The sequence below is a fragment of the Streptomyces sp. PT12 genome, assembly GCF_003311645.1.
In the GTDB taxonomy this organism is placed as follows: Bacteria; Actinomycetota; Actinomycetes; order Streptomycetales; family Streptomycetaceae; genus Streptomyces.
On sequence record NZ_QEST01000167.1, the window covers coordinates 1 to 13,561 of the forward strand.

Consider the following 13,561-nt stretch of genomic DNA (forward strand, 5'->3'; position numbering starts at 1 on the left):
AGCGGGGTCACCTTTCACCCGCCGGAAGTGGGTCACGATTCACACGTCGCCGACACAAGGCATCCTGTTCGTGCTGTACACCGGGATCTCCTGGCAGCAACTGCCCCTGGAACTGGGCTTCGGCTCCGGTCAGACCTGCTGGCGCAGGTTGGGCCGGTGGCACGAGGCCGGCGTTTTCGACCAGCTGCACCGCATACTCCTGGCCGAGTTGAACGCGGCCGGGAAGATCGACTGGACGCGAGCCTGCGTGGATGCCTCCCACGTGAAGGCGAAAAAGGGGGCGAGGCGACCGGCCCGTCGCCAGTCGACCGGGGCAAAACCGGCAGCAAGCACCACCTCATCTGCGACGGGAACGGCACACCGCTGAAGGCGATCACCACCGCCGCCAACGTCAACGACGTCACGCAGACCCTCGCCCTGGTCGACGGCGTCCCGCCCGTCGCCGGTCGAGTCGGACACCCGCGCAAGCGCCCTGACGCCCTCTTGGGCGACAAGGGATACGACAGCGACCCCAACCGCCGTGAACTGCGGAAACGCCGCATCCTGCCCGTCATCTCCCGCAAGGGAAGCCCGAACATCAAGGGCCTGGGCAAGCTCCGCTACGTCGTCGAGCAAACCTTCGCCCTCCTCCACCAGTTCAAACGCCTCACCATCCGCTGGGAACGCCGACTCGACCTACACAACGCCCTCGTCTCACTCGCCAGCGGCCTCATCTGCTGGCGACGCCTGAAACACCACACACCATGATCGTGTTACGAGCTCTTAACCTGTGACCAGATGCCCTCTTGCGGTGAGGTCGGGAGCGTAGGAGGGCAAGTAGAAGACGGTCAGCCAGTCGGCGCTGGCCTCGAAGAACGCCTTGAGCTGCGGCATCTTATGGGCGGCGAGGTTGTCCCACACCAGCACGACCGGTCCGCCGAGCTGGATGCGGGCCCGGACGATCAGGTCGCGGTAGTCGCGCCAGGTGAAGCCCTTCGGCTCGCCCCTGCGGCCCCGGTGGAGGCGGGAGCGGTAGATCAGCCGGGACCGCTGGCCGGTTCTGTAGCAGGACATCCCGGCCATCGAGATCCGGCCGGACCCCCGGCCCCGAACCCTGACCACCGGAGTGTGGCCGCGCCGGCCCCAGGTTCTGGCACGCGGCGGCCTCAGCGACTGGCTGGCTTCGTCCTCGAAAACAACCCAGGCGCCGCGGACCGCCGCTGTCCCTTTACCTCTGGCCAGACCTCCTTGCGCCACACCTCAACAGCCGTCTCGTCCCGCTCGACTGCCCGGCGCGCGGGCTGCTGGCACGACCAGCCGTGCCGCTTCAGCAGCCGCCAGGCGCCCTCCACGGTGTAGCTGACGTGGAACAGCCGTCCGATCAACGTCTTGACCCGGGAGAGGGTCCAGCGCTGGTCCTCCCAGCCATGAGCCAGCGGCCCGCGTTCCAACTCCCGCTCCAGCCGTGCTATCTGCTCCTCACCGAGCCGGGGACGTCCCGGAGAGCCCCTGGAGAGCACCCCCGCGGACCCGTGCTCGCGCCATGCACGGCGCCAGCGCTCCACCGACCGCTCACTCACCCGCAGCGTGACAGCGATCGTGCTGGTCGTCTCCCCGGCCTCGAAACGGGCCACGGCCTCCAGCCGAACCCGTTCCCTCACAGCCCTCCCGGCGTCGGTCAGCCCGCCGCCCTGCGCATACCTCACACTCAAGGATCTACACAGGCCCGTCCCCGCACGTCAGGCGAACGCCCCGACATCACCCAATCAAGTTCAGTAACAGCGGCTCGGTGATGTTCAACGCCAGCGTCATCACGCTGGCCAGGATCAGCAGCCTGCGGGCGGGGCGGATCTCCTCGCGCGAGGCGCCGTTCAGCGCCAGGTACCGGACCCCCAGTAGCAGCCCGAGAACCGACAGGTCCACCGCCGGTGCGACCAGCGGGGCGACGTAGGCCGGCACCCCGAGCCGCAGACCCAGCGCCAACACGTTGCCGAACCCGAACAGGAACGTCAGGCCGATCACCGTCGCCATGATGAGGGTCACCGACCGCATCACCATCGCGTGGCCGGTCGATGAAGGCGGGCCGGTTGAGGTAGTCGTGGGCATCACCGCACCCCCTTCGGGGCAGAAGGTTCAAATCGCCCTTCGATCACGAGGCGGCCGGTGAAAAACTGCTGGTCAGACCTTCTACCTTCTGTTGGTAGTCCTGCCGGGGGCACCACACAGAGGGGAAGCGACACCGCACCGGGCCGCCCCACGCTCATGGCGTCTTGGGCGGTCTGGGCTGTCGCGGCGATGGTGTCGGCGCAGAGAATCACCCGGCAATGTGCTGTAGTGGTGACCTTGTCGTAGCGGATCTGAAGCCGGAATGCCTCGAACACGCGTCTGCGCATGGCGTCCGGGAGGGCCGCGACCTCGCACGCCCCGACGGGCAGGGCGTCGATGAGGGCGGGATCCTGGCGGGGCGGTGCGGCGCGGCGGAGATCGTCGATCTCGCCCTTCTTGCCCCTGATCCGCTGGTCGAGTTCGGCGACCCGCGCTTGGACGCCCTGCACGAAGCGCCGGTCTGGATCCTCGGCCAGCTCTAGGGCGTGGAACTGGCGATCGCGACGCCGAGCCAGCTCGGCGAGCGCCGCACACAGGGCTTTCTCGCGCTCCTCGTGGCGGCGCCTCTCCGCCGCGCCGGACTCGGGCAGTGCCGCAGCGAGGGCCTCGCGCCGGTCCGGCCCGAAGACGCGTTCTGCGAAGAACACGTGAACGGCGTCCAGGAGATGAGCTTCTTTGATCCACAGGCTTTTGGGATGGTTCTCCCCGATATAGCCGGGCTTGGGTGCGCAAGCATAGAAGCTGGTGTCTCGTCCGCTCTTACCGAACATGCGTCGGTTGCAGATAGCGCAGAACAGGAACGAGCGCAGGGGGTACGTGCGGGCTGTCTGCGGGTGCTCGATGTTCGGGCCAGGCTCGCTGCGTGAGCGTTCACGCCGCTCCGCGACGGACTGAACGCCGACAAAGGCGTCAAGGGAGACAAGCGGCGGATGGGTCGGCCGCGGCGACCACACCCATTCCCCGACCGGATTGTTCTTGCCACCCCGCGTCTTCCTGGCACGCCGGTTCCAGACCATATGCCCGGTCCTGCGAGACCTTCTCGACCACCACGACGAGGAGTTCTACGCGGCCCAGCTCAGCACCCGCACCGGCCTAGGCCAAAGCGGCCTCTCCCCACGGCTACGCCGATTCGAGCGAGCAGGCTGGCTCACCAGCCGCCTCGAAGACGACACCAGCGGGCTCAGCCGCGCACCCGAAGGACGAGGCCAAGGCCGACGCCGCCTCTACTACGCCCTGACACCCGACGGACGCCGAGCAGCCACCCACGAACTCCAACACCGCACCAACGGCCGAACAAACGACGAAACGACCCGCGACAAGCCACTGGGGAAACAACCACAGACCCGCAGCTCACAGCGCGACCGAAAATGACAACAACATCCGGCCCCCATGGCCGTCCTGCGAGTGACGACCCGTCGGGGTCAGGAACCGCTGATGAGTTGGGCCGTCGTGACGGCACCGTCCTCAAGCCCCCAGTCGGCCAGGATGTCGCCATACTCGCCACTGTCGATCAGCGCGCCGAGGGCTTCCAGAAGAGCGTCCCGCAAATCGGGGTTGGCGTCGCCCACGAACATGGCCATCGGGAGGTCCTCGGTCAGATCACCGTCGGACAGGTGGATCTCACCTTCGGAGTCCCGCGCACTATTGACGGCCCACGGAAGACCAGTGATCACCGCGTCCACGTCGCCAAGAGGGCCGGTTCGCACCTCAATCGGACGCGAACCGCACACCTCGTAGGACCGCTCCTCGACCGCGGCTGCGTACTCGTCGTCGACGTCGATCTCCATGCCGCAGAGGTCGGCCCACGACTGGATATCCTGGGACGCTTCTCGCCAGGTGTAAACCGCGTACCCGTAGTCGAAGTAGTGGATGAGATCGACATGTGCCCGGTCGCTCCTGTCGAAGTACGCAACGTCCTGCACCGGCATGGCCACGTCAAATCGTTGGGGCCTATCCCCGCGGGGCCGGGACAGGAGACCGGCGACCATCTCGCTTGGGGTGTCGGCGTCGACGATCTCCACCTGCAGGCCGAGTTGCTCGCCCAGCGCGTAGGCCAGATCCGGTTGGAGGCCACCGTCCTCCCCAGGGGTGAGCCCGGGGACGTCGCCGGCTGCGGCTGGGTCCGCGTACATAGCGACCGTGAGAGTCCCTGGCTGGTAGAGGCCGAGTTCGTTCTGGCTGCCTGTGCTGGTGTCCTCACCAGTGTCCCCGTCCGCCTCCGTTCCACCGCCGCGAGAGGTCAGTACATATGTCGTGGCCACGACCAGCACGGTGGCCGCCACCGTGGCTCCAGCGGTCAGCCAGGACCGCTTTCGTCGACGCGACGGCCGCACAGTGGACGGTGTATGAGGTTCCCGTTCCGGCACCCGAATCGTCGCCCTCATGGTCGGGGGGCGCCCGCCGGCCGCGGGAAACCGAGCGGTCGGGACCGTGCTGGCCTCCGCGTTGGCCAACATCACATCGAGCCGTTCGGCCGCGGGCCGCGCGGCCGGGTCAGGTACAAGAAGCGCCTTCAGCACTGGGGTCAAGGTCCCTGCCTGGACAGGCGGCGGCACCGTGCCGTCGATGACGGCCGCCACAGTGGCCAGTGCCGTCGGCCGGCGCATCGGGTTGTGACCCTCGACACAGACGTACAGCATCATGCCCAGCGACCACAGATCCGAGGCTGGACTGTCATCCACACCCCGGATACGTTCAGGCGCGAGATAATCGGGCGTGCCGATGAACTCACCAGTCGCCGTCAACGGCGCGGTTCTAGCAGCGGGATCCACCGCATCGGTGCGCTGGAGAGCGGCGATACCGAAGTCGGTGAGCACCGCCTCGCCGTTCGGCCGCAGCAGCACGTTGGCGGGCTTCACATCGCGGTGCAAGATGCCGGCGTCATGCGCGGCGCGCAACGCGGCCAGCACCTGGCGGCCGATCCGGGCGGCTTCCCGTGGTTCCAGCGAGCCCTCGTTGTCCAGCACTTTCGCCAGGCTCCCACCCGTCACCAGTTCCATGACGAGCCAGGGGTAGAACCCCTCGCCCACGTCAATGATGTGATGGATCGTCACCACGTGCGGGTGATTGAGCCGAGCCAGAGCCCGCGCCTCGCGCAGCACACGCTCGCGCAGTGTCGGGTCCGGAGCCAGTTCCGGAGCGAGTGGGTGGACCTGCTTGACCGCAACCTCCCGTTGCAACGCGAGGTCCCGTGCGCGCCACACCGTGCCCATCCCCCCGCTGCCCAGCCGTTCCACCAGCTCGAAACGCCCATCCAAGACCTGTCCGCTCTCACCATCGACCACGATCGAAGCGTACGCGCCTGTCCACGCCCCTGGCAGCCCGCTGACCTGATCCGTAGTCGGTGGTGGCAGTGAGTGTTTGCCTGGATCATCACTGGACAGACCCCAGCGGAAAGGTCCTGGACAAGGACGCCGACAACCTGGTCCTCCAGTACCGCTGGCACGGCGGCAGCCACGCCCATGCGTGGCTCGTCTCCCCCATCGTCGCAGCACAGCGGAAGAAGGACCGCCCCCCGCGGTCCAGACGCTCAGCGGCTTCGGCGACGACTACGAGGGACGCCCCGGTGACGTCCTGGGCCCCCGGAGGCGGCGGGCTGGCCGTCGAGGCCCGTCCGGGGGCGGCTCGTTCCCGGCGCCCCGGTCGTGTTCTCCGTCCGCCCCGACAACGACCTGTACTTCGCCACCGGAGAGGGCCGCCGCACCCACGGCGAGCTGAGGACGGACACCAGCGGAAAGGCGACCGCGCCCCCGCTCCACGCCGGCGACCCCGTCGGACACCACCAGGTGCGTATCACCGCCCCTCCACTCCCCGGGCGTCGTCGCCACCTACCGGGTGCTGGTCCGCCCTGTGGAAGACCCGCCCGCCAAGGAGCCATCGACGTAGCCTCGATGCTTCGTGAGGGTCTGCCGAGGGAGTCGCGGGCCCGGCCCAGGCGCGGCGGACCACCGAGCCGATCAGCCGGTCGCCCCGCTCCCCCCGGAACAGCGGGGCCGCGTCCCTGGGGCCTTGGCCGGCGAGGCGCTCGCGCGGAATCTTCACCGGCGCCGGGCAGCGGGGAACCACCCTGACCTCCCCCGCCGCGCCCCCCCGCACACCGCACACCGCTTGTCGTGGACGGTGCCGGAGTTCGTCCGGTACCTGCCCGCCTCCGGTGTGGCGGTGTGGACGGGCAGTTCACCCCATCGGGTGGTGTCGGCGGTCGCCGGCGGCGGGACGCCGACCGAGTCGCGGGGTGGGTCAGCGGTCCAGGCCGGCGGCGGTGCGCAGTCCTGCGGCGGTCGAGAAGTAGCCGAAGAGCGCGCCGCCCGGGTCGAGGGCGGCGGACGCGTCGAGGCCGCCGAGCCAGACGGGGGTGAACCCGGCGTCGTGGACCAGGGTTTCGGTGGTCCGGCGCGCGTCGGCGTCGTCGGCGGCCAGGCCCATGCCCCAGAAGTGCGGCTGCTTGGTGCCGCGTGACCACAGCAGTTCGTCGGGGAAGTGGGTGAAGGCGCGGGCGACGGCGCTGCTCGGCAGCCGCTTGGCGGTCCAGCTGCCCTGGGTGACGCCTGGGCCCTGCTGGGAGACGAAGTGGCCGTCGTCCGACAGGCCGATGGGGCTGGTGGCGTCGATCACGGTCTTCCCCGCCAGCCGGTCGGCCAGCCTGTCCAGCACCTCATCAAGGGCCGGGTGCGGGACGGACAGCAGGACGACATCGGCGGCGTCGACGGCCTCGGCGTGGCCGACGGTGGTGACCGGCGCACCGGCCGGGGTGGCGAGGCCGGTCGCCTCGCCCGGGGCGCGGGAGCCGATGGCCACCGTGTGCCCGGCCGCCAGCCAGTGCCGGGCGAGCGGCCGACCGATGTTGCCGGCGCCCAGGACGGCAATGGACAGGGGTGGCAGGGACGCGGTCATCTTGGGCTCCTCGGGTGCGGTGGGAAGGTGCGGTGGTGAACGAGGGGGCGCGGCCTCAGCCGACGGGGATGTCGGGCCAGACCAGCGCGGTCGACCCCCAGGTCACGCCGCCGCCGAAGGCGCTCAGCAGGACCTTCTCGCCCGGGGCGAGAAGTCCCTCGGTTGCGGCGTGGGCGAGCGCCAACGGGATGGAGGCGGCGGAGGTGTTGCCGACCCGGTCGAGGTTGACAACGACCCGGTCCCTGGCCATGCCGAGTTGGTCGGCGACGGCGTGCAGAATGCGGACGTTGGCCTGGTGGCCCACGAACCGGGCGACCGAGTCCGCCGACCAGCCCGCGCGGTCAAGCACCGCCTGCGAGGAGGCGGCCATCCGCGTGACGGCGTGCCGGAACACCGGTCGGCCCTGCATCTGGAAGTAGGAGTCGGCGGGGCGAGGGCCCGGCTTCTCCGCGGCGGTGGGCGGCAGCCGCGAGCCGCCGCCCGGGACGGTGATGAGGTCCTTCAACGAGCCGTCGCTGCCCAGGTCGTGGGCGAGCAGCGCCCCGGGCTCTTCGGGTTCGCCGGCGCGCAGCACGACGGCGCCGGCGCCGTCGCCGAAGATGACGGAGGTGGTACGGTCCTCCGGGTCGAGGATGGTGGAGTAGGTCTCCGCGCCGATGACCAGGACGCGGGTGGCGGTGCGGGCGGCGATGGCGCCTGCCGCGGTGGCCAGCGCGTAGACGAAGCCGCTGCACACGGCGGCCAGGTCGAACGCCGCGACATGGGGCAGGCCGAGCCGCGCGGCGACCTCGGGTGCCGTGGCCGGGCAGGGGTGGTCCGGGGTGGTGGTGGCGAGCACCACCAGGTCGACGGCGTCACTGCCGGCGGCGGTCAGGGCGCGTCGGCCCGCCTCGACGGCGAGGTCGCCGGTCGCGGTCCCGGGGTCAACCCAGTGCCGTTGGGTGATGCCGGTCCTGGTGCGGATCCACTCGTCGGAGGTGTCGAGGGTGAGCGACAGCTGGTCATTGGTCACGACGCGGGGCGGGACGAAGGTGCCGAGCCCGGCGAGGACGGCGGCGCCGCTCATCGGACGGTCCGCCGTGCCGCGGCGGGTGGGGTGGTGACCTTGGACAACGGAAGCCTCCCTGGTTGCCGGTACGTGGCCGGTACGGGGTGCCGCCACAGGGCACGGTGGAGCGGCCATCCCCGTGGGGGGTGGCGGTGGGGCGTGGTCCGGGTGGACGCCGACGGGCGTGGCCGACGGGGGGCACCGGCGCTGCCCATCGCGGACGGCGCGGAGCCGACGACCGTGCCGTCGCCGCGCCGTGGAACGATTATCCGACGGTGACGGGGCGGCAACCAGACGTTGCTGACCCGGTGGGTACCCCCGGTGGTGGCGGGACCACCAGCATCCGAGGGCGCGGGAAGCGGCGTGCGCTGGGCGCGTGGGAAGCGGCGTACGACGACGCCCGCGACCGGCGGGCGGTCGCGGGCGTTCCGGCGCTGCGGGGTTCGACGCGTGCTCAGGCGGCGAGCGGCGCGGCCTCCGGGGGCAGATAGACCAGCAGCCGGTTGCTTGCCGCCTCGTCCAGGTCCATGGTGAACAGGACATAGGACCGGACGCCGCCGTCCGGGTGGGTCACCTCGACCGGCGTCGGCTCGAACTCCGCCACCTCGTGCCGGTTCCACAGGGCGGCGAACCGCTGGTCGCACTGGACCAGTTGGTCCGCTATCCGCTCATAGCGCGGGTCGTCGGCGGCGTAGGAAGCCTGGAGCCTGAAGCGGGCCGTCATCTCCCGGGTGACCCGCGGCAGGTCGCGGTACTTCTCGCCGTGCGTCCCCGTGAACAGGCTGGTCAGGAAGTTGTGGTTGGCGCCGCCAACCAGCCCGAGCACGTCGGCGGCGAGCTGGTTGGCGGCGAGGATCTCCCAGTGCCGGTCGATGACGCACGAGGGGCCAAGCAGCTGGGCGTCGACGACGCGTTGGTACACGTCGGCGGTCGGCGTCTCGGCGCTGGACGCGGGCAACGGCGGGTTGGCCTCGGCGAGCCGGTACAGGTGCACCCGCTCCCGCTCGGTCAGCCGCAGGGCGCGGCTTACCGCGTCAAGCACCCCGTCCGAGACCCTGATGGGGCGGCCCTGTTCCAGCCACGCGTACCAGGACGCGCTCACCCCGGCGAGGACCGCGACCTCCTCCCTGCGGAGGCCGGCCCTGGCGCGCTGCCCTCTCGCCGCCAGCCCGACGTCCGCGGGGGAGAGCCCGGCGCGACGTGTGCGCAAGAAGTGCGTCAGCTCGCTGCGCCGCTTCAGCTTGCGGTCGGTCCTGGAGAGCGTGGCGTCCATGGAGCCGAATCTAGGACCGCCCGTCCCGGGTGTCAGCGGTGAGGATCACACCACTGCCGGTTTGGTTCGCCGAGCCCCGCGATCGGCTCTAGTCTCGTTTCGCGCAGGTGAACTGACGTTCAGTCAGCCTTCACGCGGTGCCGAGCACGCGGCTCAGCTCGGCGAAGAACAGCTCCTTGTCGTCCTGGGGGAAGAAGTGACCGCCGGGGAGGGCCCGCAGGGTGAACCGGGCGCTGGTGTGCGCCCGCCAGGCGGCCGCGTCCTCGGCGGAGACCAGCGGGTCGTGGGTGCCGAAGAGCACGTGGATGGGGCTGGGCAGCGGACGGTGCCCGGCCGGATGGCGGTAGGTGGCACAGACCCGCAGGTCCTCCCTGAGCCGGGTGGTGACGGCCCGTATCCGCCTCGGGTTCTCCCTGAGTAACCGGCCGGCTCCACCCAGACCCAATAGCAGCTCGAGCACCGCGCGATCCGATGGACCTACGTTCGGGGGGAGCGCGGGTGGGAGATGTGGCGCTCGGTGGGCGCCGACCACCAGCCGGTCCGGCACGCGTCGCCCCTCGGCGGCCTGCCGTTGGGCGACGCCGTACGCGACGAGCGCCCCCATGCTGTGACCGTAGAAGGCGTAGCGCTCGGCCAGGAAGGGGGTCAGCTGCCGTGTCACCTCACGCACCAGCGCGTCCATGGTGCTGACGGCGCCGGGGACTTCGGTAACCGAGCGAGGCGGCAGGGTCACCGGCACCACCTCGGCTCCGAGGCCGAGCCGTCGTCCCCAACCGGCGAACGACCAGGGGCTGCCGCCCGCGTGGTGGAAGCAGAACAGGCGCAGCCGGGCGGTTCCCGCCCGCGGGTCGTCCGCCGTTCCCGTCGCCGTCCCCACCGGGACGCTCCGCACCGTGTGCACCATGTCCGCCATTCTGCGGCCGGTATCGAGCGGAAGGGAGTGTGTCCTGAACAGGGTGGTGCCACCACCAGCAGAATCAATCACCGATAATCGGATCGATGGCGGCGAGCCGGGTCGACACGGAAGTGCGGAACGACGAGCACCAGCCGTTCTTCCAGAGCCTTCCCCGTTCGCATGGCCGTCCGATGGCGAAGCCAAAGGCGTTTCCGGCCATCGCGCGACAACTTCTTCAGGTCCTTCGGTGGGTTCGACGTCGAACCCAGCGGAATTTTGCAGAAGCTTGACGCTTCCGGTCCGCGGTCATGTGACCGGTGGCGAGTGGAAGGAGAGAGATCGATTCATGCAGGCAACCTCGTCCCCCCCGGTGTCCGGGCTCCTACGGCGCGCGAAGCTCCGGCATTTCCTGCGGACCCGAAGAGCACGGATAGCGCCCGAGGAGGTCGGGCTGGTCCACGCCGAGCGACGCAGGACGCCGGGCCTGCGGCGCGAGGAGGTCGCCGCCCTGGCCGGGGTGGGGGTGTCCTGGTACACCTGGCTCGAACAGGGGCGTGACATCAACGTCTCCGAGGGCATCGTGAACGCCGTCAGCAACGCGCTCCGGCTTGAGGACACCGAGCGCGCCTACTTCTACCGGCTGACCGGGCACAACCCCGCTCCCCGGCCCGAGCGGCGCGGCCGCGGCGGCGACCAGGCCCGGATGCGCGCGCTGGTCGAGGGCTGGTCGTTCAACCCCACCTACCTCACCGACCGTTACGGCGGCATCCAGCTCGCCAACTCCTCCGCCCACACCGTCTTCCGCATCGCGCCGCGCGGCCACAACTGCCTGGTGAAGTTCTTCACCGACCCCGCCACCCGCGGAAAGTACCCGGACACCGACCAGGTGGGGCGGGGGCTGGTCGCCCAGTTCCGGGCCCAGTCGGCCCGCTTCCCCGAGGACCGCGAGTTCGGCCGGATCGCCGAGCGGCTCGGCGAACGCAGCCCGCGCTTCGCCGAGTTGTGGGACTGCCACCAGGTGGACGAGCCCAGCCAGAACGTGCGCCGGATCGCCCTGCCCGAGGCCGGGGTGGTGGTCTTCGACCGGGTGGTGATGCGGGTGCCGGAGCTGCCGGAGAGCCTGATGGTCCTCTACCTCTCCCCCACGGGAGCGAAGAAGCCCGCCGCGCCGGCCCGGGAGCTGGCCGACGCGCACGCCAAGGCCCGCTGAGCCGTACGCCGGGCGGCGCGCTCCCCCGGGGTGGTGTTCACACCACCATGATGAGGAGACACTTCCTCGGCCTGTGCCGATATCCCAGGATGAACGCGTGGGACGCGGAGGATTCCCGACTGCTACACATGCCACGCCCCGGGAAACCAGCCGTTCACACAGTGTGGTGCGTCCCCGCGGCAGTTCTTCTCGCACGACGGCGTCACGGCGCCGTCCGGGGCCTCGGAACTCATCGGCAGTCGACGGTCCCAGTGAATCGCGGAGGAAGCAATGGGTAATTCGATCGAAAGTCGCATCATCGCGGTCCTGGGGGAACTGGCCGTTCCCACGGCGGACGTCACGCCGGAGACCACTTTCGAGGCCATGGAGATCGACTCGCTGTTGCTGGAGGAACTCGCGCTGCGCCTCCAGAAGTCGTTCGGCATCGCGATCGAAAGTGGTGACCTCGTCCCCGAGCAGACCGTCGCCGAGGCGGCGGCCGTGCTGGAGGGCATGGGCGTTCCCGCCGCCTGAGCCACCACCCCCGCTTCGCTCACCACCCCCACCGCGCCCAGCCCTCACCCCGAAGCACGGCCCACGTGCGGCCGGTCGTGTCGTCAAGGACGTTTCAAGCGAGAGGAAAGCCCGTGTCTTCCCCCCTGCTCGTTCTCAACGAAGTCGCCGTGGCCCCCGGCAAGGCCGACCAGGTACTCGCCGAGTGGAGCGCGCTGAACCAGAAGGAGCCGGTGCCCGGCCGGGCCCTCTACCGGAGCGTCGAGGGCGACAACCTGCTTGAGGTCACCCCGGTCGGCGACCTCGCCGAGCTGGCCGCCCTCACCAAGGGCTGGCAGAAGCTCTGGGAGGGCGTCTCCGCCGATCTCGTCACCGACTTCAGGCGTCAGCTGCTCGAGTTCGTCGAGGCGCCCAAGGACACCGCCGAGCCTGTGCCCACCACCCGCTACCTCCAGCTGCGGCACATCGAGGTCAAGCCGCGCGAGTACGCCGACTACCGCGCGTGGCGCGAGAACACCATCTTCGATGTGGTGCGCGGCGCGGCCGAGGTGACGGCCTTCCTGGCCTACCACTCGCTGGTCAGCTCCGAGCCGGGCGTGATGTTCGTGTCGGGCTTCGATGTCGCGCCGGAGGAGTATCAGGCGGTCTTCACCTCGCCCCGGTACCAGGAGATCGTCCAGCAGGCAGGCGACCGCTTCATCGTCGGTGGCGAGAGCGGCCTGTACACCCGCCTCTACCAGCGGGCCGATGGCTGAGTCCGGCGCCGCGACCGCCCCGGGCGCGCCCGCGACCCCCAGTCGGCGGGAGACCCACCGGCTCAGCCTCACCACGCAGGGACCGCTGTACCCGCCGAGCGAGGTCATGGACGGCAACGGCGACTTCCTGGTGGTCGGCATGATCCCCCGGGCGACGCCCGACGGGCGGACGGTGCCGGAGTGGGGCGCGGCGGTGGTCTCCCCCGACAGCCCGGTGCCCGCGTTCGGCCGCCTCGCCCCCTACACGGTGGTGCGCGAACTCGACACCGACCCCGAGGGGGCGGACCGGGACATCGCGCTGTACACGTTGCCGCTGCCCCTGCCCTGCAACAACTACCCGATGGTGTTCGCGCCGGACCAGCTCCCCGACGCCGACCAGGTCAAGCGGCCCAGCCACGCCTTCCACGAGGTGCCGATCCCTGACCTGCGCCCTGAGGACGGCCCCAAGGTCGTCGAGCCGGTGACGTTCGGGCAGTGGATGCGCGGCAGCGGCACCCTCGACGTGGGCGTGACCGAGGACGGGCACTCAGGGACGTTCGACTTCGTCTTCTCCCGGCTGGTGCCGCACAGCGTCTACACCGTGATGTCGCTGCGCGCCCACGACCTGGACCCGGCGGGGCCGACCCGGCCAGGACCGCTTGGCGTGCCCAACGTGTTCGTCACGGACGCCGAGGGCTCGGGCAGCTACCACGCCACGATGCCGAACCCGTTCCCCGACCCCGAGCTGCCGGGCGCCAACCGGATCATCAACGTGGTCGTGCTGTGGATGAGCTACCAGCGCAGCTACGGCGGCGCCATCGGCGAGTTCGGGCTCGGCGGCGACATCCACGCCCACCTCAAGCTGCGCGGCCCGGCCTTCCAGGAGCTGCGCACCACCCAGGCGCCCCCGGCCTGAACCGGCCGGGCGGCC

At 70.3% G+C, this 13,561-nt stretch carries 15 protein-coding genes and 1 pseudogene; 6 read left to right on the forward strand and 10 right to left on the reverse strand.

Annotated elements, in window-relative coordinates; all coding sequences use genetic code 11:
• Positions 1-70 precede the first annotated feature (70 nt).
• Together DEH69_RS32855 and DEH69_RS32860 are read left to right on the forward strand one after the other, a co-directional pair.
• Positions 71-130 (forward strand): annotated as a pseudogene (locus DEH69_RS32855) (hypothetical protein); the annotation flags it as partial.
• A 26-nt stretch (positions 131-156) separates the two neighbouring features.
• On the forward strand, positions 157-747 hold the full coding sequence (locus DEH69_RS32860; RefSeq protein ID WP_181727494.1) for an IS5 family transposase: 591 nt from the start codon (positions 157-159) through the stop codon (positions 745-747).
• 15 nt (positions 748-762) lie between these two features.
• On the opposite strand, the gene DEH69_RS18865 is transcribed toward DEH69_RS32860, so the two are convergent.
• The 10 genes from DEH69_RS18865 to DEH69_RS31615 all read right to left on the reverse strand — a co-directional run bounded on the left by DEH69_RS18865 (position 763) and on the right by DEH69_RS31615 (position 10,414).
• Positions 763-1,236, reverse strand: a complete 474-nt coding sequence (locus DEH69_RS18865; protein ID WP_113688165.1) for a transposase — start codon at positions 1,234-1,236, stop codon at positions 763-765.
• Positions 1,146-1,685, reverse strand: a complete 540-nt coding sequence (locus DEH69_RS18870; RefSeq protein ID WP_113688166.1) for a winged helix-turn-helix domain-containing protein — start codon at positions 1,683-1,685, stop codon at positions 1,146-1,148. Before DEH69_RS18870 ends, DEH69_RS18865 begins: the two co-directional genes overlap by 91 nt.
• 52 nt (positions 1,686-1,737) lie before the next feature.
• Positions 1,738-2,022, reverse strand: a complete 285-nt coding sequence (locus DEH69_RS18875; RefSeq protein ID WP_220131296.1) for a hypothetical protein — start codon at positions 2,020-2,022, stop codon at positions 1,738-1,740.
• A gap of 62 nt (positions 2,023-2,084) precedes the next feature.
• Positions 2,085-3,101 carry a hypothetical protein gene (locus tag DEH69_RS31080; protein ID WP_147255689.1) on the reverse strand — a complete coding sequence of 339 codons (1,017 nt, stop codon included), beginning with the start codon at positions 3,099-3,101 and terminating at the stop codon, positions 2,085-2,087.
• 405 nt (positions 3,102-3,506) lie between these two features.
• Positions 3,507-5,369, reverse strand: coding sequence for a serine/threonine-protein kinase (locus DEH69_RS18885; RefSeq protein ID WP_113688168.1), 1,863 nt, complete (start codon positions 5,367-5,369; stop codon positions 3,507-3,509).
• A gap of 955 nt (positions 5,370-6,324) precedes the next feature.
• Positions 6,325-6,978: an NADPH-dependent F420 reductase gene (locus DEH69_RS18890; protein ID WP_113688169.1), complete on the reverse strand. Its 654-nt coding sequence runs from the start codon at positions 6,976-6,978 to the stop codon at positions 6,325-6,327.
• Between the two features lie 55 nt (positions 6,979-7,033).
• Positions 7,034-8,044 carry a beta-ketoacyl-ACP synthase III gene (locus DEH69_RS18895; RefSeq protein ID WP_113688170.1) on the reverse strand — a complete coding sequence of 337 codons (1,011 nt, stop codon included), beginning with the start codon at positions 8,042-8,044 and terminating at the stop codon, positions 7,034-7,036.
• Between the two features lie 436 nt (positions 8,045-8,480).
• Positions 8,481-9,299, reverse strand: a complete 819-nt coding sequence (locus DEH69_RS18900) for a helix-turn-helix transcriptional regulator (RefSeq protein ID WP_113688171.1) — start codon at positions 9,297-9,299, stop codon at positions 8,481-8,483.
• A gap of 130 nt (positions 9,300-9,429) precedes the next feature.
• Positions 9,430-10,203 (reverse strand): thioesterase II family protein, encoded by a 774-nt coding sequence (locus DEH69_RS18905; protein WP_258534765.1) that lies wholly within the window; start codon positions 10,201-10,203, stop codon positions 9,430-9,432.
• A gap of 73 nt (positions 10,204-10,276) precedes the next feature.
• Entirely contained in the window at positions 10,277-10,414 is a 138-nt protein-coding gene (locus DEH69_RS31615; RefSeq protein WP_181727495.1) for a hypothetical protein, read from the reverse strand.
• A 126-nt stretch (positions 10,415-10,540) separates the two neighbouring features.
• Here DEH69_RS31615 and DEH69_RS18910 point away from each other — a divergent pair, with 126 nt between their 5' ends.
• The 4 genes from DEH69_RS18910 to DEH69_RS18925 all read left to right on the forward strand — a co-directional run bounded on the left by DEH69_RS18910 (position 10,541) and on the right by DEH69_RS18925 (position 13,546).
• Positions 10,541-11,404, forward strand: coding sequence for a helix-turn-helix transcriptional regulator (locus DEH69_RS18910; RefSeq protein WP_113688173.1), 864 nt, complete (start codon positions 10,541-10,543; stop codon positions 11,402-11,404).
• Between the two features lie 270 nt (positions 11,405-11,674).
• A complete protein-coding gene (locus tag DEH69_RS18915; RefSeq protein WP_113688174.1) occupies positions 11,675-11,917 on the forward strand; it encodes an acyl carrier protein in 243 nt (80 codons plus the stop codon).
• A 113-nt stretch (positions 11,918-12,030) separates the two neighbouring features.
• Positions 12,031-12,651, forward strand: a complete 621-nt coding sequence (locus DEH69_RS18920; protein ID WP_113688175.1) for a hypothetical protein — start codon at positions 12,031-12,033, stop codon at positions 12,649-12,651.
• Positions 12,644-13,546, forward strand: a complete 903-nt coding sequence (locus DEH69_RS18925; RefSeq protein WP_113688176.1) for a hypothetical protein — start codon at positions 12,644-12,646, stop codon at positions 13,544-13,546. The genes DEH69_RS18920 and DEH69_RS18925 overlap by 8 nt, the downstream gene beginning before the upstream one ends.
• Positions 13,547-13,561 lie beyond the last annotated feature (15 nt).